Consider the following 25,069-nt stretch of genomic DNA (forward strand, 5'->3'; position numbering starts at 1 on the left):
AGATATGGACATCAGAGCCAGACAGATTCATCCTCGACCCGATCCACCAGATGCCGGGACTGAACAGGCTGGAAGTCCCAAGAGGTCAGTGAGGGTTATGGGCAGGGGGTTAGCTTGCTGACAGCCGCCATCAGGTCGCTGTCAGCAGGCGTCATGCAGAAAGGGGGCGAACACAAGCAATGACGGAGAATCATCCATGGTAGTGTTCATGATGCCGGGCGGCCTGCTGGCCCTTGCGGCGTGCGGCAGCGGTGGTGGCGACAACCATGACCCACTGGCCGATTACGACGATGACGCCGCGCGCACGGTCCGCATCGTCGCCAAGACCCAGAACCTTGCGCAGACGTCGGCGGTATCGATGCCGGTCCGGGGCAGGGCAGAATATGACGGTGTCGTCGGTCTTGCATTTGGCGGTGGACCCGCATCCCTGGAAAAGTCCGACATCATCGGCGTCTTGGATCTGGATGCCGATTTCGCGGTCGGCACGATCCGGGGCGAAATGAATGATTTCAACACCAGCTACGGTCGCGAGCTGGTAGGGGAACTGAGGGTCACGGATGACCGCATCGACGGCTCGGACTTCTCGGGGACTGCGCGTGGAACGCTTGCGGGGGGCGTGGACGCGCCGGGCCGGGTCGCTGGTGTTCCGCGGACAGCGCGACCGGAACTGACATGAGGAACCTTATGCGCCTTGACTGTCGGGGCTGCTGATCTGCGGCCCCGGCTATGGGTGGGCGCAGGATGCCGGGCTAGCCTTTCGGCAGGGTCAGCCCGATCTGGCCCTGTTCGCGCTGACCGGGACCGAGACGCGGGTGTCGTCGGCGGGCCGCGCCCTTCTGGGCCTGCAGGGCTTTTTGCACGACCCCGCGGGTCCGGCTCTTCAGCCCCTGTCATCGGGACATGCGCTGGTGCCGCTGTTGCGCCATGACACGAACGTCAATGGCGGCATTCCGTCGGACCGCATCACCATCGGTGGACTAACCTTTCGGATCTCCGACGATTCGCGGGCAAGATCGGGTTTTATGATGGGGCTGCGCTATGCCGGTTTGCAAAGCCTGTCCTTCGGTCGCGCGGCCCGCTTGCATCTGACCCACAGCTACAGTGTCGAGGCCGAACCGAAGCATGGGTTTCATCGCCTGTCTGCAGAGGCGCGTGCCTGTGCCGACCGGCCGCTGCATCGCTGGACATGGGTCGAGGGCTGCCTGTCAGGTTTTACGATCATGACAGCGTAGATGCCGAAATAGCCAAGACCAGCCAGATCGGCATACGGCGGCTGTTCCGCGCTCCGATCGGCTTCCACCAGGCGCAGGTCACGTTGGCCCGAACGCATCAGGATGATTATCGCAAGGATGCTATCCACCCGAACAGCCATACGCTGACTAAGGCGGGGGTCTTCGGGTTGGACGTCTCTCTGAGGGACGTGTGACGGGGCAGAACACACTGTGCACTCTGGTGGCGGCCAGTTGGTCCGGAACCTTGGGCGAGCAGCCGGTGACGCTCCGGTTGTCCAAGACCCGCACCACAGGCGCGATGTTTCTGGGCGCCGCCCGAGAGGACCGCATCACGCGCGCCGAGGTCTGGACTCCGCTCTCCATTCTGGATCTGGGCCTCTGTGCCCAGGAACGCCAGTCCATCATCGACGCCTATGGCGGAACGGATGTTTGGATCGACCTGGGGCTGCGGATCAACCTGCTGGAACAAATGACGCGACCCGGGGGGCAGGCGCAATGCCCGATGGGGGCGACGGACAGGCCGCCGACCCCCGCGCTGTTCATCAGGAGAAGGTCAGTTCCTGGTGCTTCTTATCGTGGCCACATGCATGACCCTTGCCGGGAAAACCCTTGCCACTGCCCAGGCCGTGGTTCAGATCCTCCAATGTGCCGTGGATGCGCAACGCCGGTGCATCATATGTCTTCTTCATCATCAAAACCCAACCGAGAACAAAAGTGCCGCCATTCGGCATCCGATCAGCACTGTCACGGATGGCATCGTGAAGACAGATAGCTCTATGGACAGGCCGGAATGCGATGCGCCCTTAGATCTGCGACACAGGAAACGAAAACATGCCGACCGGCTGGGCCTTCACCGGTCGACTGACGCAGACCGCTACTTTTGAAGATCAGGCCACCGCTTACAAAAGGCCCGAGGCCCGGAAGGACGTTTCTGCATCCTTGCCGATGATCACATGGTCGTGGACCGTGACATCGATCGCCTCGCATGCGGCCATGACGCGGGCCGTCATGGTGATGTCATCGCGGCTGGGGGTTGGGTCGCCCGAGGGGTGGTTGTGCACCAGGATGACGGCACTGGCCTCCAGCTCCAGCGCGCGCTTTGCGACCTCGCGCGGGTAGACCGGGACATGTCCGACGGTGCCCGTGCCCAGTGCTTCATCGGCGACGACGGTGTTCTTGCGGTCCAGGAACAGCACGCGGAACTGCTCGGTCCCGCGATGGGCCATGCAGGTCCGGCAATAGGCGATCAATTCGTCCCAGGATGATAGGACCTCGCGTTGAAGCACCTTGGCCTGGGCCATGCGCTGGGCGAAGGCATCGATAATGCGCAGCTGCAGATAGACCCAGCGATCTGCGCCCTCGACCTGAAGAATGCGATGCTCGGATGCGGCGATCACGCCGTTCAGGTCCCCGAAGGCCTCCAGCAAGCGCTTGGCCAGCGGTTTGACGTCGATCTTCGGGATCGCGTTGAAGAGCAGCAATTCCAGCAATTCATATTCCGGCATCGGACCGTGGCCGCTGGCCAGAAACCGGGTCCGAAGCCGCTCTCGGTGCCCCCAGTAATGCGGACGGGCGGTGCCATTGGCCGCGCGGATCAACCCGCCCCCTGCTGCGGCGTCCGGTCTCAGGCGGTCGGTCATGCGAAAGGATGGCGCAAAGGCAGGTTCGGTCATGGCATCGGCCGGCGGCAGGCGCGCCTCCAGATCGGCCAGCCCCGCCATCGCCTCCTCGGAAAAGCCGCCCTGTCGCCGCCCGGACCCTGTCATCCGATCAAGGCTCTGCTCAGCGATCGGGGCGGGGTCGCCTTTAGGTTCGAACCGATCCGTCATCCATCCTGTCCAGTCGTGTTTTCGTCCAGAAGGCGGCCGCCGGGATGTCGCCCGCCTTTCCTTGCCAAGCTGCCCGATCAGGGTAAAGAAAACGTTAATTCCGGGGCACGACTGCGTCACAGCTCGGGCCGTTAGCCGTCACATGTCGTGTGCGAGCCATCCTGCCCAAAGCAAAGGGAAATCCGCCCGTTCAGCAAGCTATGCGTGAATTGATGACCCTCAGTTCCACGGCGCTCGTGGTAAGATTGATGATGGGGAACAAAGGGAGCTGCAGTGGCGTATGACGCCGGGTCATTGATTATGTTTGTACAAGAAACTATGTTTCAAACTCGTTCCTTGGATGGATGAAAGACAGGGCCGAAAGACGATGGCGACAGGATCGGATTGCGTATGAACTCGGTGTCGAATTGGGGCGACGTGACCGTATGACCTATGCCCGAGACACCAATGGCACCGCCGCGCCTGAGGTCGAGGTGCTGCCGATCCACAGCCAGTTGACGGCCGGGGCGCGGTCTTTTCGCGACAGGCGGCACCACGCCGTCGCCATAAAGTCGGGGCAGGGAACGGTGCACCTGAAGGACGGCCCCGTTCCCTTCGCGGCCCCCTGCATCATCTGGCTGCCTGCCGATACCGGCAATTCGATTACCATGCAGGCCGGCACACGCGGCATGATCCTGTCCCTGTCCGAGGTTGGCATCGCCCAAGCCATCGCTGCCGGACCCATGGCCGACAGCCTGCGTTCGATCATCATGCTGCCCTTTGTCTCGACCGATCTCGATCGCGGGTTCGCCGAACAGTTCCATCGCGGCCTTGACCGCCTGCGCGCCGAGATCGAGGCCGAACAGCCCGGCCATCTAGAAGTGATGCGACACCACACGGCGGTCCTGTGCATCGATATCTGGCGGTTGACGCGGCCGCTGGACCATTCGGCCCAGAATTCTGACCGCATGATCGCGGTGCGCTTTCTGCAGCTGGTGGAAAAGAACCTGCGCGCCCAATGGCCGATCGCGCGCTATGCCCAGGAATTGCAGATCACGCCCGAACGACTCAGCGCGATTCTGCGCAAGACGACGGAACGGGCGCCCCTGGCGCTGATCCATGCCCGCATCATCCAGGAGGCCAATGTCCTGCTGGCCAGTTCCAGCATGCAGATCGCGGATATCGCCGAAAACCTTGGCTTTTCCGATCCGGCCTATTTCAGCCGTTTCTACAAGCGCATGACGGGGCATTCCCCGAACCGCCAGCGCCGCGACCCCGCCGCCCAGAACACCGGCACGACCTTTGCCGCTTGGCCCTAGGGGGCCAGCTGGGCTTGGGTCTCCTGCATCGCACGCCCGTTGGCCACATGGCGAGCCACCATGCGCCTGGCCTTGGCGCCTTGGACCAACCGTCGCGCCGCCACGCGGCTTTCGGATGACTGGAAGATTTGTGCGTATTCCAGCCTGAGCCGCGCAGGCAGGGACCGCATGGCCTGATCGCCGGGAAAGAGGCTTTCCGACCAGCATCCGTTGGCACAGATCACCTGATGCCCGTCAAAGACCAGATGCAGATAGCTGACCGGCCCGCGAGGGGATGGCTGGGTGATGCCGGGCATCGACAGCAGGGCCTTGGCCGGGATCAGAGTCGCCGCACCTGCCATGCGTCGGGCGATGGCGCTGTCCACCAGGATGCGGTGCTGCGGGGATACGTGCAAGTCCTGCGCGGGAACCTGCGGGCCAAGGCTGCCGGCCCTGATCGTCACGGGCCACAGATGGGAGCGCGCCGCAATCTCTTGCACGCCCAATGTCCGGCAATTGATGGCGCGCAGGGGAAGGGCGGTGCCGTCCTGGGTCGTGATCAGGTCGCCCACGCACAGGGTCTCGATCGGTCGGGCGCCTTGTGGCGTGTGGATCAGCGTTCCCGCACAAAAGCAGACGACGTTGATGTTGATGGCCGTCAGATCATCCATGCTGGTGTCCAGAACGTGAATGCTGCCACCACCCGATTCAGGGGGCAGGGCGATCATCAGCGACCCGTTCGGCATCTGCGTCGCGGCCGCGACCACCGCATCCAATGTCTTGAAATGTGATCCCAGATCAATGACGTCGCCATCGGCATCCGAAAAGTCGGTAATGGTCGTGGTGCCGTCGGGGTGGATGCGGAACAGGTCCGCGCCCGCCCCCCCGGACAGCGTGTCGTTGCCACTGCCCCCATCCAGCGTGTCGTTGCCCGTGCCGCCCTCCAGCAGGTCGTCGCCCGCGCCCCCCCACAGGTAATCGTCGCCCCCCCCTCCCAGAAGCGTGTCATCATTGATGCCGCCATATATATCTTCGTGGAAGAACTGGCCTTGAACGGTGGTGGCGCTTGCACCCTCGGTTTGCGCTGACAACATCGTCATGCGCGGGAAATCATCGGCCACGCGGGCATTCGCCGATGACAGCGACTGAATTGTTTCCGCCAGATCCGCGTAATGAGGCGAAAAGGACGTCGATTGCGCGAAACTCTCCACATTTCCCGAACTGTCCGTCATGGTCCCCGAACGCGCGACCGCGCCGATCAGATAGGTCTGGGACTGGCCGTCCCCATCGGGATCGAAATCCAGATAGCTTCCCGAACCGCTCATGCCGCCAAGGACCTCGGCGCCCTGGATGGTGAAATAGCCGCCGACATCGCCGTTGACCTGTTGTTCGGTATATCCCCCCTGAGACAGCGTACCGGTGGTTTCGTGCAGCACGCCATCCATCCCGTTCAGCGATCCGTCCGCCGAAGGATAGCCGGTGATGGTCACGGTTCCCGTCAGATCGCCCGGATCATTGGCGATCAGCAATGGCGCGGCAGGCCCATCATAGAAATCGCCGGTCGAAGTCAGCCGGTGGCCCACTTGCAACCCGATGTCGAAACCGGCCTTGATGAAATCCTTGTTGCCATCGCCGTCCAGATCGTCGCGATAGGCTGTCCAGGGCGCAGTGCCATCGCGAAGGGTGAATTCGTATTCGTTGGTCTTGTGCTGGGGTGCCTCGCCATCGAGGCTGCGCTGCGGAATGGCCTTGCTGCCTCCTCCCAGGGCAGGATCGTGGTTGGCGCTGAAATATATCCCCCCTCCGATATGGGCGCCCGAAAACTTCACGTCCACTGCACTCAGATGTTCCAATTCAACCGAAGCGGGATCTACGATGACCAAAGTCATGGGCGCACCTTCTTGATTGAAGCGGCGGAATAGCGGTGCCGCCAGTTGCCGTTAACCAAGCCATGCTGGGTCAGAGAATGAATCAAATCAAGAAATTCACATCCGCAGCGTGTAGTTTTTGTCAAAACTGCAATCAAAATGGCATTTTCCAGGGATTAACACTGCACAATTCAGGGTTGTTGTACACTAATCTGGTGTGATCGGCGCTTGGGCTGGGTTTAGGCCAGCGGCGCGCCTTGCAGGACACTTGCAAGGATGACGGGCATGCGCCAACCTGCACGTCATGAACCCTGCACCAAGCGGGACCGAAAAATAACCTTCAGGGAAACCCATCATGACGCTGAACCTGACCACGCGCGCCGCGCTGCTGGCATCCGCCCTTGCGCTGTCGACCGCCGCCTATGCCGAGACCCCGGCCGATACGCTGGTCGTCGCCCATACCATCGACGACATCATCAGCCTGGACCCTGCCCAATCCTTCGAGTTTTCGGGCAATGACGTGAACAACAACACCTATGACCGGCTGGTCGATTTCGACCCGCTGGACATGGATGCGGGCTTCAAGCCCAGCCTGGCCGAAAGCTGGGAAGTATCCGAGGATGGCCTGTCGATTACCTTCACGATCCGCGAAGGGGTGACCTTCCATTCCGGCAATCCCGTCCGCGCCGAGGACGCCGCTTGGTCGTTGCAACGCGCCGTCAAGCTGGACAAGACCCCCGCCTTCATCCTGACGCAGTTCGGCTTTACCGCCGACAATGCCGAGGAAAAGATTACCGCCGACGGCAACACGCTGACCTTGGTGATGGACAAGCCCTATGCGCCGTCCTTCGTCCTGAACTGCTTGACCGCGAACATCGCCAGCGTCGTGGACAAGGAAACCGTGCTTGCCAATGAACAGGACGGCGATCTGGGCAACGGCTGGCTGAACACGAACGAGGCTGGGTCCGGCGCCTATACGCTGGCCGCCTGGCGCCCGAACGAGGCCGTGCAGCTGGCCGCCTATGAGGATTACTGGCAGGGCGCGCCCGCGATGAAACGGGTGATCGTGCGCAACGTGGCCGAATCCAGCGCGCAGCGCCTGCTGCTGGAACAGGGCGATATCGATGTCGCGCGCAACCTGACCCCCACCGATGTCGAAAGCATCGGCGCAGTCGAGGGCGTCAAGATCCAGGACGAACCGCGCGGCCGCATGATGTATATGGGCCTGAACCAGAAGGACGAACTGCTGTCCAACCCCGCCGTGATCGAGGCGATGAAATATCTGGTCGATTACGAAGGCATCACCGGCAGCTTCCTGAAGGGCCAGTTCACCACCCACCAGGCATTCCTGCCGCTTGGCTATCTGGGCGTGCTGGAGGACCAGCCTTGGACGTATGACGTCGAAAAGGCCAAGCAGATCCTGGCCGATGCGGGCATCGAGGGCGGCACAATCACTACCCGCATCCGCGACCTGCGCGAATATATCGATGTCGCGCAGACCCTGCAGGCATCCATGGCACAGGCCGGCCTGACGCTGGAGATCGAGCAGATGACCGGTGCGCAGGTTCTGGACGCCTATCGCGCCCGCGAGGTCCCGATCTTCATCGGCGAATGGGGCCCGGATTATTCCGACCCGAACACCAATGCCGCGACCTTCGCCTATAACCCCGACAACAGCGACGAAGCGCAGGCCGTGGGTCTTCTGGCATGGCGCAACGCCTATGCCGTCCCCGAGGAGATGAACGAGGCGACCGTCGCCGCGACGCTGGAGAAAGACGCCGACAAGCGCGCCCAGATGTACAAGGACATCCAGGCCCAGTACCAGGCCGAGGCTCCGATCATCCCGTTGTTCCAGCGCATCGAACAGGCGGGCCTGCAGGACAATGTTAAAAACTGGTTCAGCGGCGGGGCCGTCACCTCGGTCATCTACCGCCAGGTGACGAAGGGCGAATAAGCCTGTGGCCATGACCGACAACACGGGCGCCGGGGGCAACACCCCCGGCGCAGACCGTCCCGACCACTCGGCCCGCAACGCCTTGCGCCGCCGCCGCGCCCGCAGCATCGCGGGCACCGTCCTGTCGCTGGCCCTGACATTGCTGGGCCTGTTGCTGGTGACCTTCATCATCGGTCGTGTCATGCCCATCGACCCGGTGCTGAAGGTCGTGGGCGACCGCGCGACGCAGGCGCAATATGACGCAGCCTATGTCGCCATGGGGCTGGACCGCCCGTTGATCGTGCAGTTCTTCGGCTATATCGGCGATGTGCTGACCGGCGATTTCGGCAGGTCCATATCGACAGGCCAACCCGTGGCCGAGGATATCAAGCGCGTCTTCCCCGCCACGTTCGAGCTGGCGACCCTAGGGACGCTGATCGGCATCTTCGTGGGCGTCCCCTTGGGCGTCATCGCCGCCGCGCGCAAGGGCGGCATCATCGACCAGGTGGCCCGCGTCGTGGCGCTGGTCGGATATTCCATGCCGATCTTCTGGCTGGGGCTGATGGGCCTGCTGATCTTCTATGGCATCCTGGGCTGGGTCGGGGGGCCGGGTCGCCAAGGCATCATCTATGACGGCATGGTGCCAAGCGTCACCGGCATGATCCTGGTCGACAGCCTGCTGGCCGGCGATTGGGCGGCCTTCCGCGACGCCTTCAGCCACATCATCCTGCCGGCCAGCCTGCTGGGATACTACAGCCTGGCCTATATCAGCCGGATGACGCGCAGCTTCATGCTGGAACAGCTGTCGGCGGAATATGTCATCACCGCCCGCGTCAAGGGCATGTCGGAAAACGCGGTCATCTGGCGTCACGCCTTCCGCAACATCGCCATTCCCCTGACCACGGTCATCGCCCTGTCCTTCGGTTCGCTGCTGGAAGGGTCCGTCCTGACCGAGATCATCTTCAGCTGGCCCGGTCTTGGCAGCTACATCACGCGCGGCCTTCTGTCGGGCGACATGAACGCGGTCCTGGGCGGCACGGTCGTCGTCGGCGTCTGCTTCGTGGTCCTGAACCTCTTCAGCGACCTGCTGTACCGCGTTCTTGACCCGAGGTCGAAATGAGCAAGTCCATATCCCGTCGCGACTGGCTGTTGTCGGACGCCCCCCAGACTCGCCAGCAGGCGCGTCTGGGGGCCATCTATCAGGGCTGGCTGACCTTCCGGTCCAACAAGCTGGCCATGGTGGGGCTGATCATTCTGGTCCTGCTGATCGGCATGGCGATCTTTGCGCCGTTGCTGGCGCCGCAGAACCCCTATGCCCAGGATCTGGGCGCGCGGTTGCAGCCCCCGTCGGCGGCCCATTGGCTGGGCACCGATGGCTTGGGGCGCGATATCATGTCCCGCCTGATCCATGGGTCGCGGATCACCCTGTTCATCGTGGGCACCGTGGCGCTGATCGCGCCGGTGATCGGGCTGTTCATCGGCACCGTCGCGGGCTTTGCGGGCGGTTGGGTCGATCAGGTGCTGATGCGCGTGACCGACATCTTCCTGGCCTTTCCCAAGCTGATCCTGGCGCTGGCCTTCGTCGCGGCACTTGGTCCCAGCATCGGGAACGCGGTGCTGGCGCTGGCGCTGACCGCCTGGCCGCCCTATGCCCGTCTGGCGCGGGCCGAGACGCTGACCATCCGCCACGCCGATTTCATCGCCGCCGCGCGCCTGCAGGGGGCCGGTCGCCTCCGCCTGCTGATCCGGCATATCTGGCCCCTTTGCGTCAGTTCGCTGATCGTGCGGGTGGCGCTGGACATGGCGGGGATCATCCTGTCGGCCGCGGGCCTGGGCTTCCTGGGTCTTGGCGCGCAGCCGCCGATGCCCGAATGGGGGGCAATGATTTCGGACGGTCGGACCTATATCCTGGATTTCTGGTGGGTCGCCGCCATGCCGGGCCTGGCGATCTTTACCGTCTCGATCGCGTTCAACCTGCTGGGCGACGGGCTGCGTGACGTCCTTGACCCGAAAGGAGACAAGTCATGACCGACGCCCCACTTCTGTCGGTGCGCGACCTCCGCGTCACCTTTCCGACCCGTCAGGGCAGCTTTCAGGCCGTGCGCGGGGTCAGCTTTGATCTGCGCCGCGAACGTCTGGGGGTGGTAGGTGAATCCGGCAGCGGCAAGTCGATGACGGGCCGCGCCATCCTGGGCCTGGTCCGCCCCCCCGGTCAGGTCACGGCGACCTCGATGACGCTGGAGGGGCAGTCGATCCTGAACCTGCCCGACCGCCAGATGCGCCAGATCCGCGGCGGGCGCATCAGCATGGTCATGCAGGACCCCAAGTTCAGCCTGAACCCGGTGATGACCGTCGGCCAGCAGATCATCGAGGCCTATCGCCTGCACGCCAAGGCCCCCCGCGACGCCGCCCGCCAGAAGGCGCTGGAGATGCTGGAGGCCGTGCAGATCCGCGACCCCGAACGCGTGATGAACGCCTATCCCCACGAGGTGTCTGGCGGCATGGGCCAGCGGATCATGATCGCCATGATGCTGGCCCCCGATCCGCGCATCCTGATAGCGGATGAACCGACATCGGCACTGGACGTCTCGGTCCGGACCGAGGTTCTGAACATCATGGACCGGCTGGTGCGCGACCGGGGCATGGGCCTGATCTTCGTCAGCCATGACCTGAACCTTGTGGCGCAGTTCTGCGACCGCGTGCTGATCATGTATGCGGGGCGCATCGTGGAAACGCTGGCGGCGCGCGATCTGCACAAGGCGCGCCACCCCTATACCCAAGGGCTGCTCTCCAGCCTGCCGCGGCTGGAGGCGCCGGTCGACCGCCTGCCGGTGCTGCAGCGCCAGGACAGCTGGCGCGATGGGGAAACCCTGATGCCCCATGCCGATACCGACCTGCCCGGAGGGCTGTAAGCCATGCTGACCGTCAACAATCTGAACGTCTGGTTCGGTCTGCCGCCGGACCGGGTCGATGCGGTCAAGGATGCCACCTGTTCGGTCCAGCCGGGCGAAAGCTTTGGCCTGGTCGGCGAGTCGGGGTCGGGGAAATCGACCATCCTGCGGGCGATCGCGGGCCTGATCCCGACATGGTCGGGCGACATCGCGGTGGATGGCAGGACGCTGAAATCCGACCGCCGTGACCGTGCTTTCTTCAAGACGGTGCAGATGGTCTTTCAGGACCCCTATGCGAGCCTGCATCCGCGTCATTCCGTGGACGCCGTGCTGGCCGAGACGCTGCGCCTGCAAGGCATGGACAATATCGATGCTCGCATCACCCGCCTGCTGGACGATGTCGGCTTGGGCAAGGGCTTCCGTTTCCGCTATCCGCACCAGCTGTCGGGCGGCCAGCGCCAGCGGGTGGCCATCGCGCGGGCATTGGCCGCCGAACCGCGCCTGCTGCTGCTGGACGAACCGACCAGCGCGCTGGATGTCAGCGTTCAGGCGGAAATCCTGAACCTGCTGGCCGACCTGCGCGCCGAACACGGGCTGACCTATGTGATGGTCAGCCATGATCTGTCGGTGGTGGGGCATATGTGCGACCGGTTGGCGGTCATGCAGCATGGCCGCATCGTCGAGGTGATGTCGGTCGATACCCTGCGCCGGGGTGCTGGCGAGGAGGACTACACCCGCCACCTGATCCGCGCCTCCAGCGGCTATCAGCCTGCCTGATTGAGATTACCCCCCGTTTCGCGCTAAGAGCCGCGCAAACGCCGTCTGGTCCTGAAGGTCCGGGCGGCGATGCCGTTTCATCGCGCCCTTGCGCCAGACCCGAAAGACCGATCCCATGGCCATCACCCAGCTTGTCACCCATTCCGGCTCGTTTCACGCCGATGAACTGCTCTCCAGCGTCATCCTGACCCGGCTGTTCCCCGATGCTGCGGTGATCCGCACCCGCGACCGCGACCTGACCACCCCCGCCGAGGGGCGCGTCATCTATGACGTGGGTCGCGACTATGATGCCGATCGCAACATCTTCGACCACCACCAGCCCGACGCACCGCTGCGCGAGGAAGGTCATCCGCTCAGTTCCTTCGGGTTGATCTGGCGGCATTTCGGCATGAATTACCTGGCCGCGCTGGACATCCCCGAGGATCACCGACCCGAGGTCTTCCGGTCCTTCGACCAAGGCTTCGTGCTGCCCATCGACCTGGTGGATAACGGCGTTATGGCAACTGCAGCCGCCGGCGCGATGCTGTCGGACATGACGCTGCCCGCGCTGCTGGAGAGCCTCAAGCCGGTCTTTGACAACCAGACCCCCGATGCCGATGACCGGGCCTTCCACGTCGCCCTACAGATCGCCCGTGCCTTCGTCGAGGCCCGCATCCAGCGCAAGGCATCCAAACTGCGCGCCGAATCCATGGTGATGGCGGCGATCGAACGGGCAGGGGACGGCAAGGTCCTGGAACTGCCGATGGGCATGCCGTTTCGGTCGGCGGTCCTGAAGGCCGGGGCCGACCACCTGCTGTTCGTGGCGACGCCCCGCTCGGACGGCTGGACCCTGACCGGCATCCGCCTGTCCGAGAACGGGTTCGAACAGCGCGCCGACCTGCCCGCCGCATGGGCGGGCCTGACCGACAATGAGCTTGAGGACGCATCCGGCGTCAAGGGCGCCAAATTCTGTCACAACGGCCGCTTCATCGCCGTCGCCGACACGCGCGAGGCGATCATGAAGATGGCCGAACTGGCCGTTGCCGAAGCCGAGGTCGTGCAGGCATGATGCCTGCGCCGCGCCCGGTGACGGGCGCGGCGGGGTCCGTCCTTAGCCGATGCCGCCAAGGCAGATGTTCTTGATCTCGAGGTAATCCTCGATCCCGTATTTCGACCCTTCGCGGCCCAGCCCCGACTGCTTGATGCCGCCGAACGGCGCGACCTCGGTCGAGATCAGGCCGGTGTTCACCCCGACCATGCCGCTTTCCAAACGCTCGGACACGCCCCAGACTCGGTTCAGGTCGCGGCTGTAGAAATAGGCCGCCAGCCCGAATTCGCTGTCATTGGCCATGTCGATCGCCTGCGCCTCGGTGTTGAAACGGATCAGGGCGGCCAGCGGGCCGAAGGTTTCCTCGTGGCAGACCAGCATGTCGCGGGTCACGTCGCGGATCACGGTGGGCTGGAAGAACGACCCGCCCAGATCGGACCGCGCGCCGCCGGTCAGGACCGTCGCACCATTGCCCTGCGCATTGGCGATATGGCTTTCGACCTTGGCGACCGCCGCATCGTTGATCAGCGGGCCGGTGGTGATGCCCTGTTCAAAGCCGTTGCCGACCCTCAACGCCGCGACGGCCGCGACCAGCTTTTCGGCAAAGGCGTCATAGACTCCCGCCTGCACATAGATTCGGTTGGCGCAGACGCAGGTCTGGCCATTGTTGCGGAACTTGGCGATCATCGCGCCCTCGACCGCGGCGTCCAGATCGGCGTCGTCGAAGACGATGAAGGGGGCATTGCCGCCCAGTTCCAGCGACATCTTCTTGATGGTCCCGGCGCTCTGCTCCATCAGGATCTTGCCGACGCGGGTCGATCCGGTGAAGGTAATCTTGGCCACCTTGGGATTGGCGCAAAGCTCTTGGCCCACACCCGCCGCATCGGTCGAGGGGATGATGTTCAGCACCCCGGCAGGAATGCCCGCCCGTTCGCCAAGGACCGCCATGGCCATGGCCGACAGCGGCGTCAGATCGGCAGGCCGCCCCACGAAAGTGCAGCCGGCGGCCAGCGCGGGCGCGACCTTGCGGGCGATCATGGCGTTCGGGAAGTTCCAGGGCGTGATGGCGCCGACGACGCCGATGGGCTGCTTCAGGACCATGATGCGCTTGTCGCGCTGATGGCCGGGAATGACGTCGCCATAGATGCGCTTGGCCTCTTCGGCGAACCATTCGATGAAGGACGCGCCATAGACGATCTCTCCGCGCGCCTCGGGCCAGGGCTTGCCCATTTCGGCGGTCAGGATGGTGGCCAGATCGTCGGCATTCTCGACGATCAGGTCGTGCCAGCGGCGCATGATGGCCGAGCGTTCCTTGCCCGTCATCGCAGCCCAATCGGGACCGGCGCGATGGGCGGCATCGATGGCGGCGGCGGTATCTTCGACGGTCAGGTCCGCGACCTGGGCGATCAACGCGCCGGTCGCCGGATCCTGCACGTCAAAGCGGGCCGCGCCGTCGATCCAACGGCCATCCACGAAACCGCGCGTTTCCAGAAGCGACGGGTCGTTCAATGTCAGGGGTTTCGGGCTGGTGGCGATGTTCATTTTGCGGCCCCTTTCACGGCATCGATCGATGCCTCGAGGATGTCCAGCGCCTCGGCGAAGATGTCGTCAGGGATGGTCAGCGGCGCAAGGAAACGGATGACATTGCCATAGACGCCGCAGGTCAGCAGGACCAAGCCACGGCGCAGCCCCTCGGCGCGGATGGCATTGGTCATGTCGGGGTTGGGGGTCTTGCCGTCGGGCATGTTGAATTCCGCGGCGACCATGAAGCCGGGGCCGCGCACATCGACCATTTCCGGCACGCGGGCGCGGATCGATTCAAGCCGCTGCTTCAGCCGCGAGCCCAGGGCATTGGCGCGGTTGCACAGATCCTCGTCCTCGATCACGTCCAGGACGGCGTGGGACGCGGCGATGCCCAGGGGATTGCCGCCATAGGTGCCACCAAGGCCGCCGGGCTGGGCGGCGTCCATGATCTCGGCCCGTCCGGTCAGGGCGGCAAGGGGCAGGCCGCCTGCAAGGCCCTTGGCCATGGTGGTGATGTCCGGGACGACGTCGTAATTCTCCATCGCGAACATGCGGCCCGTGCGGGCGAAACCGGTCTGGATCTCATCGGCGATCATCAGGATGCCGTGATCGTCGCACAGCTTGCGCAGATCGCGCATCAGTTCGGCAGGGGCGGGATAGAAGCCGCCTTCGCCCTGCACGGGTTCGATGATGATGGCGGCGACGCGGTCGGGGTCCAGGTCGGCCTTGAACAGCTTGTGCAGCGCGCCCATCGTTTCAGCGACCGAGGTGCCGTGCAGTTCGATCGGGAAGGGCACGTGATAGACGTCGGGCATCATCGCGCCGAAGTTCTTTTTATAGGGTGCGACCTTGCCCGTCAGGCTCATGCCCATGAAGGTGCGCCCGTGGAAGGCACCGCCGAAGGCGATGACGGCGGGACGACCGGTGGCGGCGCGGGCGACCTTGATGGCATTTTCGACGGCCTCGGCACCGGTGGTGACAAAGACGGTCTTCTTGGCGAAATCGCCCGGCACCAGATCGTTCAGACGCTCGGCCAGGTGGATGTAATTCTCATAGGGCAGGACCTGATGGCAGGTATGGGTGAAGGCCTGGGCCTGCTTCGTCACCGCCTCGATGATGCGCGGATGGCAGTGGCCGGTGTTCACGACCGCGATGCCGGCGGCGAAATCGATATAGCGGTTGCCCTCGATGTCCCACACCTCGGACCCCAGGGCGCGCTCGACATAGACTTGCGTCTGCATGCCCACCCCGTTCGAGATGGCCGCGTCGCGCCGCTTCGAGATCTCTGCATTCTTCATCGGTCAGGTCCTGTCCATGGGTGGTGATGATGACGGCATGATAGAACGTTAGGTTTTCTGCGAAAGTCTGTTTCTTCGATCAGCCAAGTCATTGTAATGGTTACGGGCAGAATGATCCGTAGGTGAATCATGAACGACATTAACGCTTTGCCCCCCGAAACCGAACTTGGATTGCGCCTGCGCTTCGTTCGCGAACGCGCCGGGCATTCGCAGAGGGCGCTGGCCAAGCTGACCGGCGTTCCCAATTCCACCATATCGCTGATCGAATCCGGCAAGATGAACCCTTCGGTCGGGGCGCTGCGTCGGGTGCTGGACGGCATCCCGATCAGCCTATCGGAATTCTTCGCCTTCGAACCCGACCCCGAACAGGTCAGCTTCTATTCCGAAAGCGACCTGACCGAGATCGGCAAGGGCAAGCTGTCGTTGAAGCAGGTGGGGGCCAATCTTTTCGGACGCCAACTGATGATGCTGCGCGAAACCTATGACATCGGCGCCGATACGGGCCGCGTCATGTATGGCCACGCGGGCGAGGAAGCCGGGATCGTCCTGTCGGGCCGGGTCGAGGTGACCGTCGGCCCGCAGCGCAAGATCCTGGGGCCGGGGGACGCCTATTACTTCGACAGCCGCGCCCCCCACAGGTTCCGCCAGGTCGGACCGGAGAAATGCGTGCTGGTCAGCGCCTGCACGCCGCCGACCTTCTGAATGCCAGCCGCCCCCGCGGAAATGCACGGGTTTGTGAAAACCCTCTTAACAGCGGGGTGCAATCCGACTAAAGACGCCCATGCAGCAAGCCCGCGCGCATCGTCGCCATCGCCAGCCGTTCACGCACCCGATGGAGACGACCCATGCCCAGACCCAGCATGGCAGCGCTTTTGCTTGGCACTGCCTTACTTCCCGCAATCGCTTTCGCGCAGACCGCCGCCGACCCCGTCGTGCTGCAGCCGATCGTCCTTCAGGCCGATGAACAGGGTACCAGCCAGGTGTCGGTGACCGCCGATCAGCTGGACGACGCCCGCACCGGCAGCATGAAGGACATCTTTCGCGCCGAACCAAGCGTCATCGTCGGCGGCGGCATGACCGTGACCGAACGCGTCTTTGTCAACGGTATCGACCAGCAGCAGCTGGCCGTCACCGTCGATGGCGCGGCCCTGAACAACCGGATGTTCCACCATACCGGCACCAACATCATCGATCCGAACCTGCTGAAGGCCGCGCGCGTCGATGCGGGCGTGGCACCGGCCGATGCAGGATTTGGCGCGCTGGCGGGCAGCATCGCCTATGAGACCAAGTCCGCGCTGGACATGCTGCAGGATGGCCAGACCCATGGCGGGCAGGTGACGACGGGTTACGCCTCGAACGGGGGAACGACCGAGGGGTCGGTGACGCTCTATGGGCGTCAGGGTCCCGTCGATGCATTGGTCTATGCCAAGCGCGCGACTGGCGATGATTACCAGGACGGCGCCGGCGATGACGTCGCCTATTCTGGGGCGGACCTGAACAGCTATGCGCTGAAGCTGGGCGCCCAAATGGGCGACTGGCGGGCCGAATTCGGTGCCCTGCAGGTCCAGGACGACGCGCTGCGCCCCTATCGCGCGAATTTCGGCGGTCTGGTCGGTCGTCCCAACGATCCGCGTCGCTATGCGCTGAAGCAGACGACCCAGACCCTGCGCCTGCGCCGCCTGTCGGCGGATGGCCTTGTCGATCCGGAATTCGTCGTCACCCAGTCCCGCAGCGATCTGGACACCTATGACCTTAATGCCGATGGTAGCCTCAGCGGCGATTTCAACAAGGGCGGTGCCGACACGCTGACGATCAAGGCGCAGAACCATTTCGCGCTTGGCATGATGGACATCACCGCCGGGGTCGAGAACAGCCGCAGCAAGGCCACTTATGATGGCGTCTTCCGCGGCACCGCCGGTTCCTTCCGGGAGGACGTCACCAATACCGGCGCCTTCGCGCAGGCACGTGGGACGCATGGCCAGTTCGATTACAGCGCCGGCCTGCGCTATGACTGGAACCGCTTTACCGGTGCGGGCGGCCAGTCGGTCGATACCGAAGGTGCCAGTGCCAATGCCGCCGTCACCTGGCACGCGACCGATGCGCTGGCGCTGAATGCCGGGTATTCGACGGTCTTTGGGGGCACGCCGCTGGCTGCTGTCTATGACCTTTATGATGCCTATCAGCTTCCCGGGGCCTATCACGATCTGCACCACACCCGCGCGCAGAACGTCGTTCTTGGGACCGAGTGGACCACCGGCAACACCACCCTGGGGGCCGAGCTGTTCCGAACCCGCCTGAACGATGCCCGCAAGAAGCTGGCCGTGCATGACGTCGAATCCAAGGGCTTCCGCCTGTCGGCCCGTCAGGATTGGCTGGGGGGCTATGCCACGCTGCGCTACAGCGATACGGATGTACAGGTCGATGGCGGGGACGCCACCACCTATGACCTGTTGGACCTGGGCACCGTTCCGGGCCGCATCCTGACGCTGGAGGCCCGCCACGAGATCATGGCCGGTCTGGAACTGGGCGGTGTCGTGCAGCACACGCTGGACGAGGACGGCAAGGGCGTGGATGCGACCCGTGACTGGCCCGGCTATACCGTCGTCGACGTCTTTGCCGAATACGAACCCGCGCAATATTCCAATGTCACCCTGCGCGCCGAGGTCAACAATCTGTTCGACCGCGATTATGTCGATCGCGCCAGCTATGGCGGCGATTTCGACGAGATCCTGGGCCAGAAGGAACCCGGTCGCAGCATTGGCCTGTCCGCCCGCGTCCGTTTCTGACAACGGCGCGATCGGCGCAAATGGCAAGGGCCCGGCAGATCGCCGGGCCCTTTGCGCGATCCTGCATCAGGCCGCGCGGCGGGCGACCAGCGACCTGATGCGGCCCAGATCGGCCGTCATGGTCGCCATCGGGGCAGGCCCGAACCATTCCAGAGACATGTCAACATCATCCGGGACCCTGGACAGGATCGTCCGGTAATCCAGCACGCCTTCGAATAGGGGGCACATCCCGTCACGGCTGCCAGCGGCATCATGGACGTTCTGGGGGGCAAAGACCGAAAGCCGATCACGCGCCGTCACGTTCTTCAGGTGCAGGTGCAGCAGATGGGGGGCCAACTCGGGCAGGGCGGCCAGCGGGTCGGCGCCACCCTCCCAGACATGCAGGATATCGACGTTCAGCCCGACCGCCGGATGGTCCAGCCCCTGCATCAGCGCCATCGTGGCGGGCAGGCTGTCGGCCAGCGTGCCGGGATGGGTTTCGATCGCGATGCGGATGCCGTGATCCTGCGCCATGTCGGCCACGATGCGCAGGTCGCGGGTGATGGCGGCCCGGTCGTCACTGCTGGCCGCGTCCCAGCCCACATTGCCTGCGAATAGCCGCAGCCGCCCGGCCCCCCAGCGGGTCGTCAGCCCCACCAGCCGCAGCGCATCCTTTGGGTCAAAGGCAGGGGTGCCGACCGGCAGGTATCCCGACAGCATCGGAACGACTGGCCGCCGCGCCAGGGCTGCCCAATCGGCATGAAGTGCTTCCGCATGGGGCCCCCAGATCTCCAGTCCGTCAAAGCCTGCGTCCAGAACCTGGGTCGCCAAGCCCTGCGCGGTGATCCTGTCATGGCGCAGGGCGACGGAACAGGCGTGGACCCTCATGCCCGGCGTCCCTGCCAGCGGGCGTGCCATTGTGCCACCGTGGCCTTGATGCCGCGTTCTAGCGTCGCCAGCGCATCCAGATCCTGCATCACGCGGGCCAGATCGTCTGCATCACCGCCCCGGGCAAAAGCCACGGCGCGCAGATGGACGGCGTTCAGCCCGCCATGCAGCGCCGCGATCCGGTCGCAGCATTCCTCGAAAGCATCGTGATCGGCACCCTCGATGTCGCCAAAGATCGCCAGCGCATGTTCATAGGCATATTTCCGGATCGCGATGACCGGCAGCTCTCGCAGCGCATCCTCCAGGTCGGGGCGGGGCAGATGGGTCGCATGAGCCTGGACGATGCGGGTGATGGCGTCGAACAGCGGCACGGCATGGGCATCGAAGGACGCATCATGGATTGCCTGGATGTCGGCATCGCTGGCGGGATGGGCGTCGGCATTGTCGAAGACATATCCCCCGGCCACGCTGTCGCGCAGGAAGGCCGCGCGCAGATCGGCGGCGGGGATGTCGCCCTCCCACCGGAAATCCGGATCGCGCATCAGCCAGGTGTCGGGATCGGCGGTCGGCTGGATCAGCGCGTAATGCGGGAAAGGGTCCTGGGCGAATTTGTTGTCGCGGGTCGGCAGCAGGAACATGTCCACCATCGGCATGATGTAAAGACCCGGACGCCAATCGGCCAGCAGCTGTTCCAGGCGGGCCAGGTTGTCCTGCTTGGACGCGGCATCGTCGTACCAGGGCGTGACCCGCAGCCCGAACAAGCGCTGCGCCCAGTTCAGATAGAAGCCGTGGTCGATATCGGTGGCATGATAGGACAGGCGCATCCGGTCATCGACCACCACCTGCCCATCCCAAAGCCCGATATAGAGGGGACGGTGATCGATGCCGCCCTTGTCCTTCAACGCCTGCGACAGGCAGCTGACCACGCAATGGACCTTGATGTCCACGGGTTCGTCATTCGCCGGGGTGACGCCTGCCAAAGCCTCGGCCAAGGCGCGGACGGTCATGCCGGGCGCGCGGTCGAAGGTGTCTTCGGCCATCTCGATGCCCGCCTCGTCCAGATGCAGCATCAGCGTCATCAGCGCGACGGAATCCAGGCCAAGGTCATGGCCAAGCCGGGCGTTCGGGCCGTAAGCGGCCATCCGGGGGTTCGCCATCGGCCCGGCCAGGATGTCCCGGATGGCCGCCATGGCATCATCGGGGGTGGGGATGGGGGCGGGCTGGTTCATGCGGATACCTCGGTCAGGGTTTCGGCCAGGCTGCGGCGCGCGATCTTGCCATTCGCGCCGCGCGGCAGCTTCTCCATGGGGATCAGGCGGGCAGGGCGCTGGCGGGGCGACAACATCCGCGCCAGATGGGCGTCCAGCATGTCGGGGGGCACATCGCCCACATAGGCCAGCGCGGGGCGCTGCGTGGAAACCGGGTCGGGGATGGCGAATGCGACGGCGTCCCGGATACCCGCCAGCGACAAGGCCGCGGCCTCGATCTGGTCGGGATAGATGTTCAGGCCGGAGACGTCGATCACCTCGGCCGCGCGCCCGGCATAGATCAGGTGACCGCGGTCATCCATGACCCCCAGATCGCCCGTCGGAACCGGATCGCCCGCGCCGTGGATGGTGACGGGGCCGGGCGCGTCCCGACCCGCCGTGATCCTGACATGGGGCAGTGGCGCGCCCATGTCCTGCGGGCCGACGGGGGCGCTGGCAATCGCCACGCAGCCGGTTTCGGAACAGCCATATTGCTGGAACAGGTGCGTGCAGGCCGCGCCGATGTCATCGAACCAGCCCTGCGGCAGCACCGTTCCCGATGACATGACCGCGTGCAGCCCGCCCTTGCCCGCGAAGCGCGACAGGATGTGCAGCAGCGGCGGCGCCGCATAGAGCAGCGGCCGGTTGATCGCCTTCAGCTGGCGCAGGATGGTCCTGGGGTTGGTGCTGTCCAGCACGACGGGCCGGTGGCCACGCGCCTGTCCCACCATCACCCCCGCAATCAGCCCATAGGAATGGGTGATCGGTGCCGCGATCACGGGCGTCATCTCGGCGGCCTGCGGGAAGGCCGCGATATAGGCCTCGCTCTCGGTCCGGATGGCGGCCCAGCTGCGAGCGATGATCTTGGGGGCACCCGTCGTGCCGCTGCTGGTCTGGACCAGCACGCCACCGGGGCAATGCGGCGCATCCTGATCCAGACCATCGATGCCCGCATCATTGGCGATCGCATTGCAACCTGCACGCAGCGCCATCTGACGGCCCTGTTCGCGGGGCGTCTCGGGGTGGATGGGATAGCAGGACGCCCCTGCATCGCGCAGCCGCAGGATCTGCGACAGGCAGGCGGCCTTGTCCGTCATATGCAGCCCGATCCGCGTCCGTTCGGGGTCGCGGCCCTGCAGCAGGTCGGGCAGGGCGGGATCGTTCGGGTCCACGATGCGGTCATCAAGACAAAAGAGATCGGCCATCGGTTCAGCAATCCTCAGCGGGTTGGGGGCAGGGTGGGTCGCCGTCACGCCCAGGATGCGCGCGGCTAGGCTTTCGGCGGGATAGGTCGGCTGGTCGGTCTCGAACCCCGGCGCGGGGCGCAGCACGTCGCGGGCCATGGCCCAGAATTCGGCCTCGGGCAGGGTGCCGTCCCGGTGCAGCATGTGGGCCATGTCGGACAGCACATGCGTGACCAGGCAATCCATCACCAGGTCGCGCAGATCGGTCGCCGACCCCATCCGGTGATAGAGACCATCGGGGGCATCGGACATGGCGGGTTCGATGGCGGCCAGGTCGGGCAGCAAGTCGGGACGCGCCAGCAGGCCGGGGACATATTCCAGGCTTTCGCTGAAATCGCGGGCGACCAGACCGGTGGGCCAGCCATCCGATTGGCGAATCAGCATGTTCTGGCCATGCGCCTCCAGCGCGATGCCGTGATGGGTCATCAGGTGCCAGATGGGGCGCAGGGCCGCCAGGAACCGCGCCACCCAAGGCCGCACCCCGTGGCGCGCAAGCCAAGGCGCGATGACCGCCCGCCCGTCGGGGTCCCGCAACGACAGCATCGATAGCGGCAGGGCGTCATCGGGGGGCGGGCTGCGGCGGATGACGGCCAGCCGCCCGCCGATCCGGTCGCTCCCCACGATGGCCGCGCCATGCTCCGGCAGGATGGTCAGACCCGCCAGCGCCGGGTCACTGTCCACCACCCGCATCAGCCACCCCGAGATCGCGGGCGCGACGCCCACCGACCAAGGCAGCAGATCGCGGACCGAGGACGTGACCCCGACCCCAAGCGCCAGTTTCAGATGATCGCCACCTTCTCGCACGGCCAGGGTCCGCAGGGACGCCGTCGCCTGCATCGCCGGGCCCTGATGGTCCAGCACCGCCAAGCGACCCTGATCCAGCCAGGCGCGGATCAGGGGTTCGTCGCGCAGCCGCGCCCATTGCCAGGGGTGGACGGGCATCGCACCATCCGGTGCCAGGCCTGCGGCCACATCGCTGCCGGTGCGGGTGATCAGGGCCGGATCGACGGCCAGCCACAGCGGATGGATCGGCGCGCCGAATTCCGGGGCATAGGCCGCGTTATCGGCATCCGTAAAGCCGATCCGCGCCTTGAAGCCGGGGTGATAGGGATGCCCCTCGGACAAGGCTGCTTCCAGCGGCAGGGCGCGCAACAACAGGCGGTCGGGACGCGGCGGACCGGCAGCGCGCAGGAAATGCGCGCTGCGGTGCATGGCGCGCAGCAGGGGGGCGGGGTCATGGCCCCCCTGCGCCAGCCCGCGCCCCAGATCGTCCTGCGTCAGCGGCCCGCCCGCATGCCCCAGCGGATCGCCCAGCAGGCGGATGCGGCCCGTCATCTGCAGGCGATAGGGTGCCAGGATCGTGACACCGCCGATGGTCCAGCCGCCGGGGCAGGGCGTCAGGATGCCTTCGAAGGCCAGGGCCTCGATCGTCTGGCGCAGGGCACGGGTCTCAGGCGACATCGGCCATTACCTTGGCATGACGGGGCAGCGGGTTCGGGACACGGATCATCGGCGCGCGTTCGCCCGGGATCAGCAACTCATCCGTGCCGCCCAGCTGGGTCAGCATGTTGCCCTTGGCGGGCAGATCTGCATCCGACAGCCAGCGCGCGGCAAGCCGCCCGCCATGGCCCGGCAGGTCGGCCAGCCCGCGCAGATGCGCCGCCAGCCGGTCCAGTGCGTGGCTTTCCGTCATGATCCCGTCCAGCGCCATGCGGTGGATGACACCAAAGACCTGGTTCACGATCAGGGTATAGGTCAGCGCGTCCTCGGCCTCGGACCGGGGATAGACCAGCTGCGCGATGGCGCGCAGTTCGGCATCGGCCATATCCTCAGCGACATAGAAGCCTTGGTTGTCGCGGATGTCGCAGCGGCGCGGCAGGCCGTGCGACAGGTCCAGCAGGGCATTCTGCTGATGCGCCTCGACCGCGATTCCGGTCGCGTCATAGATGCGCAGCAGGGGCGCGACGGCGCAGGCCAGATAGGCGTCGAACCAGCGCGCCGCATCGTGGCCCGCCATCACCTGCGCCAACAGCGACGCCCGCCCGGGCAGGGGCTCCGCCACCAGCCCCGCAACCTGCATCACCTTGCCGCCCTGCCAGGGATTGTCGCGGAAGATCACTTCCAGACCGGATTCGTCCCGGCCCGGCAGCCGCAGCGTCATCCAATGCGGATCGCCGATCAGCCGCAGCGGGCCGCAGCGCGCCATCAGCCCGCCGATGCGCCGCGCCATGGCGGCACCGGCCAGCAATTCATGGCGCTTGTTCACGCGCTGCGAATTGGTGATCGTCACGGGCAGCGAAACCTTGACCTGCCAGCGGCAATCCCCCCGCCACAGCGTGCGGACCGACGACGTGACCCACCACGGATCCCCCACCCGACCCAGATCGATGATATCGCCCGCCTTCAGCAGCGCCGCAATCTGCGGATCGGCCTTGGCGCGGTCCCAGGTCAGCGGATGGGCAGGCAGAATGATGCGCCCGGCCCCCGGATCGACCTCCATGCCGGGCAGGTCGCGGGCGATGGTGGGATCGGTGGCCTCGATCAGGTCGGCGCGGACCGACAGCGCATGCAGCCGCAGCTGGCCATGCCAATCGGGGGTCATGGCGCGTTGCTCGGGGCGAGTCATGCCCGTCAGGGCCTTGGGGCAGGGATGCATCCAGTGTCCAAACAGCAGGGCCTGTTCAGCGGTCAAAAAATCGAGCTGGGGCTGCGGATCGGCCATCCGCGCGGGCAACATCCCCGCCATTCGGTCGCGGCTGTCGGCTATGCGCGCCATCAGCTGATTGGCCGGGCGGCCATATGACTGCGCGACCCAAGCCATCATCAGCCGCAATGCATGACCTGCGTCAATGGTCGTGGTGCCCTGCGCCCCCTCCAGCGTCAGGGTCTGCAGACTCCCCAATCCGGTCGCAAGATCCTGCTGGGTGCGAACCTGCAGGAGACCTTCAGGGGTCGGGATGCGATCGGGGTCAAGGCCCAGTTCGCGCACGGCGCAGATCAGCAGGGCGCGCAGACTGGCCAGATCGGCCAGATGGTCGGGGTCGGCGGTCCGGCAGGGATCGGAATGCAGCATGTCAGCCTCTGAGGTTCGCGCGGGATGGACCGCAGGGAAATCACAAGGCTGGCAGGTGCTGGCTCAAGGCCGGTTAATATTCTTTACTATAACAGTCAACTAAAACCCGAAGATGTGGCATGATGTCTCGCCTAGGTGTTTGATCCCACGGTTTGATGGTGTGATCCTTTCGAAGGAATGGAAGGATGCCCTATGG

At 65.0% G+C, this 25,069-nt stretch carries 20 protein-coding genes; 11 read left to right on the forward strand and 9 right to left on the reverse strand.

What is annotated here, in order from left to right:
* The first annotated feature begins 196 nt into the window (after nucleotides 1-196).
* Both DKT70_RS16190 and DKT70_RS16195 read left to right on the forward strand, forming a co-directional pair.
* A complete protein-coding gene (locus DKT70_RS16190; protein WP_146612663.1) occupies nucleotides 197-676 on the forward strand; it encodes a hypothetical protein in 480 nt (159 codons plus the stop codon).
* Between the two features lie 232 nt (nucleotides 677-908).
* Nucleotides 909-1,232: a hypothetical protein gene (locus tag DKT70_RS16195; RefSeq protein WP_146612664.1), complete on the forward strand. Its 324-nt coding sequence runs from the start codon at nucleotides 909-911 to the stop codon at nucleotides 1,230-1,232.
* A gap of 542 nt (nucleotides 1,233-1,774) precedes the next feature.
* Here DKT70_RS16195 and DKT70_RS17850 read toward each other — a convergent pair.
* Together DKT70_RS17850 and radC are read right to left on the reverse strand one after the other, a co-directional pair.
* Nucleotides 1,775-1,963 (reverse strand): hypothetical protein, encoded by a 189-nt coding sequence (locus DKT70_RS17850; protein WP_146612665.1) that lies wholly within the window; start codon nucleotides 1,961-1,963, stop codon nucleotides 1,775-1,777.
* Between the two features lie 168 nt (nucleotides 1,964-2,131).
* Entirely contained in the window at nucleotides 2,132-2,905 is a 774-nt protein-coding gene (gene radC, locus DKT70_RS16200; protein WP_407672231.1) for a RadC family protein, read from the reverse strand.
* A gap of 581 nt (nucleotides 2,906-3,486) precedes the next feature.
* On the opposite strand from radC, the gene DKT70_RS16205 reads away from it, so the two are divergent.
* Nucleotides 3,487-4,359, forward strand: coding sequence for a helix-turn-helix domain-containing protein (locus tag DKT70_RS16205; RefSeq protein WP_158530121.1), 873 nt, complete (start codon nucleotides 3,487-3,489; stop codon nucleotides 4,357-4,359).
* Here the strand turns inward: DKT70_RS16205 and DKT70_RS18685 are convergent.
* Complete coding sequence (locus DKT70_RS18685; RefSeq protein WP_111560119.1) at nucleotides 4,356-6,227, reverse strand: Hint domain-containing protein; 1,872 nt, start codon at nucleotides 6,225-6,227, stop codon at nucleotides 4,356-4,358. The two genes, DKT70_RS16205 and DKT70_RS18685, sit on opposite strands and share 4 nt — an antisense overlap.
* Before the next feature lie 334 nt (nucleotides 6,228-6,561).
* On the opposite strand from DKT70_RS18685, the gene DKT70_RS16215 reads away from it, so the two are divergent.
* The 6 genes from DKT70_RS16215 (at nucleotide 6,562) to DKT70_RS16240 (ending at nucleotide 12,855) form a co-directional block, all read left to right on the forward strand.
* Complete coding sequence (locus DKT70_RS16215) at nucleotides 6,562-8,160, forward strand: ABC transporter substrate-binding protein (RefSeq protein WP_199559631.1); 1,599 nt, start codon at nucleotides 6,562-6,564, stop codon at nucleotides 8,158-8,160.
* A 10-nt stretch (nucleotides 8,161-8,170) separates the two neighbouring features.
* On the forward strand, nucleotides 8,171-9,259 hold the full coding sequence (locus DKT70_RS16220; RefSeq protein ID WP_111560120.1) for an ABC transporter permease: 1,089 nt from the start codon (nucleotides 8,171-8,173) through the stop codon (nucleotides 9,257-9,259).
* Complete coding sequence (nikC, locus tag DKT70_RS16225; protein ID WP_111560121.1) at nucleotides 9,256-10,167, forward strand: nickel transporter permease; 912 nt, start codon at nucleotides 9,256-9,258, stop codon at nucleotides 10,165-10,167. The genes DKT70_RS16220 and nikC overlap by 4 nt, the downstream gene beginning before the upstream one ends.
* Complete coding sequence (locus DKT70_RS16230; protein WP_111560122.1) at nucleotides 10,164-11,051, forward strand: ABC transporter ATP-binding protein; 888 nt, start codon at nucleotides 10,164-10,166, stop codon at nucleotides 11,049-11,051. Before nikC ends, DKT70_RS16230 begins: the two co-directional genes overlap by 4 nt.
* A gap of 3 nt (nucleotides 11,052-11,054) precedes the next feature.
* Complete coding sequence (locus DKT70_RS16235) at nucleotides 11,055-11,807, forward strand: ABC transporter ATP-binding protein (protein WP_111560123.1); 753 nt, start codon at nucleotides 11,055-11,057, stop codon at nucleotides 11,805-11,807.
* A 115-nt stretch (nucleotides 11,808-11,922) separates the two neighbouring features.
* Nucleotides 11,923-12,855: an MYG1 family protein gene (locus DKT70_RS16240; protein WP_111560124.1), complete on the forward strand. Its 933-nt coding sequence runs from the start codon at nucleotides 11,923-11,925 to the stop codon at nucleotides 12,853-12,855.
* A 42-nt stretch (nucleotides 12,856-12,897) separates the two neighbouring features.
* On the opposite strand, the gene DKT70_RS16245 is transcribed toward DKT70_RS16240, so the two are convergent.
* Both DKT70_RS16245 and DKT70_RS16250 read right to left on the reverse strand, forming a co-directional pair.
* Nucleotides 12,898-14,376, reverse strand: a complete 1,479-nt coding sequence (locus DKT70_RS16245) for an NAD-dependent succinate-semialdehyde dehydrogenase (RefSeq protein ID WP_111560125.1) — start codon at nucleotides 14,374-14,376, stop codon at nucleotides 12,898-12,900.
* On the reverse strand, nucleotides 14,373-15,656 hold the full coding sequence (locus DKT70_RS16250; RefSeq protein ID WP_111560126.1) for a 4-aminobutyrate--2-oxoglutarate transaminase: 1,284 nt from the start codon (nucleotides 15,654-15,656) through the stop codon (nucleotides 14,373-14,375). The genes DKT70_RS16245 and DKT70_RS16250 overlap by 4 nt, the downstream gene beginning before the upstream one ends.
* A gap of 129 nt (nucleotides 15,657-15,785) precedes the next feature.
* Between DKT70_RS16250 and DKT70_RS16255 the strand changes: the two genes are divergently transcribed.
* The gene (locus DKT70_RS16255) at nucleotides 15,786-16,358 is read left to right on the forward strand and encodes a cupin domain-containing protein (RefSeq protein WP_111560127.1); all 573 of its coding nucleotides are present in this window, start codon (nucleotides 15,786-15,788) and stop codon (nucleotides 16,356-16,358) included.
* 158 nt (nucleotides 16,359-16,516) lie between these two features.
* Nucleotides 16,517-18,442 carry a TonB-dependent receptor domain-containing protein gene (locus tag DKT70_RS16260; RefSeq protein ID WP_158530123.1) on the forward strand — a complete coding sequence of 642 codons (1,926 nt, stop codon included), beginning with the start codon at nucleotides 16,517-16,519 and terminating at the stop codon, nucleotides 18,440-18,442.
* Between the two features lie 66 nt (nucleotides 18,443-18,508).
* Here DKT70_RS16260 and DKT70_RS16265 read toward each other — a convergent pair whose 3' ends face one another.
* The 4 genes from DKT70_RS16265 to DKT70_RS16280 are packed head-to-tail and all read right to left on the reverse strand — an operon-like array spanning nucleotide 18,509 to nucleotide 24,873.
* Nucleotides 18,509-19,309: a sugar phosphate isomerase/epimerase family protein gene (locus DKT70_RS16265; RefSeq protein WP_158530125.1), complete on the reverse strand. Its 801-nt coding sequence runs from the start codon at nucleotides 19,307-19,309 to the stop codon at nucleotides 18,509-18,511.
* Nucleotides 19,306-20,538 carry a DUF6005 family protein gene (locus tag DKT70_RS16270; RefSeq protein ID WP_111560130.1) on the reverse strand — a complete coding sequence of 411 codons (1,233 nt, stop codon included), beginning with the start codon at nucleotides 20,536-20,538 and terminating at the stop codon, nucleotides 19,306-19,308. Before DKT70_RS16270 ends, DKT70_RS16265 begins: the two co-directional genes overlap by 4 nt.
* Nucleotides 20,535-23,261 carry an IucA/IucC family protein gene (locus tag DKT70_RS16275; protein ID WP_111560131.1) on the reverse strand — a complete coding sequence of 909 codons (2,727 nt, stop codon included), beginning with the start codon at nucleotides 23,259-23,261 and terminating at the stop codon, nucleotides 20,535-20,537. The genes DKT70_RS16270 and DKT70_RS16275 overlap by 4 nt, the downstream gene beginning before the upstream one ends.
* Nucleotides 23,251-24,873 (reverse strand): IucA/IucC family protein, encoded by a 1,623-nt coding sequence (locus DKT70_RS16280; protein ID WP_111560132.1) that lies wholly within the window; start codon nucleotides 24,871-24,873, stop codon nucleotides 23,251-23,253. Before DKT70_RS16280 ends, DKT70_RS16275 begins: the two co-directional genes overlap by 11 nt.
* Between the last annotated feature and the right edge of the window lie 196 nt (nucleotides 24,874-25,069).

Source organism: Paracoccus sediminilitoris, from assembly GCF_003259195.1.
Taxonomy (GTDB): Bacteria; Pseudomonadota; Alphaproteobacteria; order Rhodobacterales; family Rhodobacteraceae; genus Paracoccus; species Paracoccus sediminilitoris.

What these genes read in the sequence shown, in the direction of transcription:
- DKT70_RS16255 (WP_111560127.1), top strand. Translation starts at nt 15,786, where the DNA reads ATGAACGACATTAACGCTTTGCCCCCCGAAACCGAACTTGGATTGCGC.
- radC (WP_407672231.1), bottom strand. Translation starts at nt 2,905, where the DNA reads ATGACCGAACCTGCCTTTGCGCCATCCTTTCGCATGACCGACCGCCTG.
- DKT70_RS16215 (WP_199559631.1), top strand. Translation starts at nt 6,562, where the DNA reads ATGACGCTGAACCTGACCACGCGCGCCGCGCTGCTGGCATCCGCCCTT.
- DKT70_RS17850 (WP_146612665.1), bottom strand. Translation starts at nt 1,963, where the DNA reads ATGCCGAATGGCGGCACTTTTGTTCTCGGTTGGGTTTTGATGATGAAG.
- nikC (WP_111560121.1), top strand. Translation starts at nt 9,256, where the DNA reads ATGAGCAAGTCCATATCCCGTCGCGACTGGCTGTTGTCGGACGCCCCC.
- DKT70_RS16280 (WP_111560132.1), bottom strand. Translation starts at nt 24,873, where the DNA reads ATGCTGCATTCCGATCCCTGCCGGACCGCCGACCCCGACCATCTGGCC.
- DKT70_RS16260 (WP_158530123.1), top strand. Translation starts at nt 16,517, where the DNA reads ATGGCAGCGCTTTTGCTTGGCACTGCCTTACTTCCCGCAATCGCTTTC.
- DKT70_RS18685 (WP_111560119.1), bottom strand. Translation starts at nt 6,227, where the DNA reads ATGACTTTGGTCATCGTAGATCCCGCTTCGGTTGAATTGGAACATCTG.
- DKT70_RS16220 (WP_111560120.1), top strand. Translation starts at nt 8,171, where the DNA reads ATGACCGACAACACGGGCGCCGGGGGCAACACCCCCGGCGCAGACCGT.
- DKT70_RS16245 (WP_111560125.1), bottom strand. Translation starts at nt 14,376, where the DNA reads ATGAACATCGCCACCAGCCCGAAACCCCTGACATTGAACGACCCGTCG.
- DKT70_RS16235 (WP_111560123.1), top strand. Translation starts at nt 11,055, where the DNA reads ATGCTGACCGTCAACAATCTGAACGTCTGGTTCGGTCTGCCGCCGGAC.
- DKT70_RS16265 (WP_158530125.1), bottom strand. Translation starts at nt 19,309, where the DNA reads ATGAGGGTCCACGCCTGTTCCGTCGCCCTGCGCCATGACAGGATCACC.
- DKT70_RS16270 (WP_111560130.1), bottom strand. Translation starts at nt 20,538, where the DNA reads ATGAACCAGCCCGCCCCCATCCCCACCCCCGATGATGCCATGGCGGCC.
- DKT70_RS16205 (WP_158530121.1), top strand. Translation starts at nt 3,487, where the DNA reads ATGACCTATGCCCGAGACACCAATGGCACCGCCGCGCCTGAGGTCGAG.
- DKT70_RS16230 (WP_111560122.1), top strand. Translation starts at nt 10,164, where the DNA reads ATGACCGACGCCCCACTTCTGTCGGTGCGCGACCTCCGCGTCACCTTT.
- DKT70_RS16250 (WP_111560126.1), bottom strand. Translation starts at nt 15,656, where the DNA reads ATGAAGAATGCAGAGATCTCGAAGCGGCGCGACGCGGCCATCTCGAAC.
- DKT70_RS16190 (WP_146612663.1), top strand. Translation starts at nt 197, where the DNA reads ATGGTAGTGTTCATGATGCCGGGCGGCCTGCTGGCCCTTGCGGCGTGC.
- DKT70_RS16275 (WP_111560131.1), bottom strand. Translation starts at nt 23,261, where the DNA reads ATGTCGCCTGAGACCCGTGCCCTGCGCCAGACGATCGAGGCCCTGGCC.
- DKT70_RS16240 (WP_111560124.1), top strand. Translation starts at nt 11,923, where the DNA reads ATGGCCATCACCCAGCTTGTCACCCATTCCGGCTCGTTTCACGCCGAT.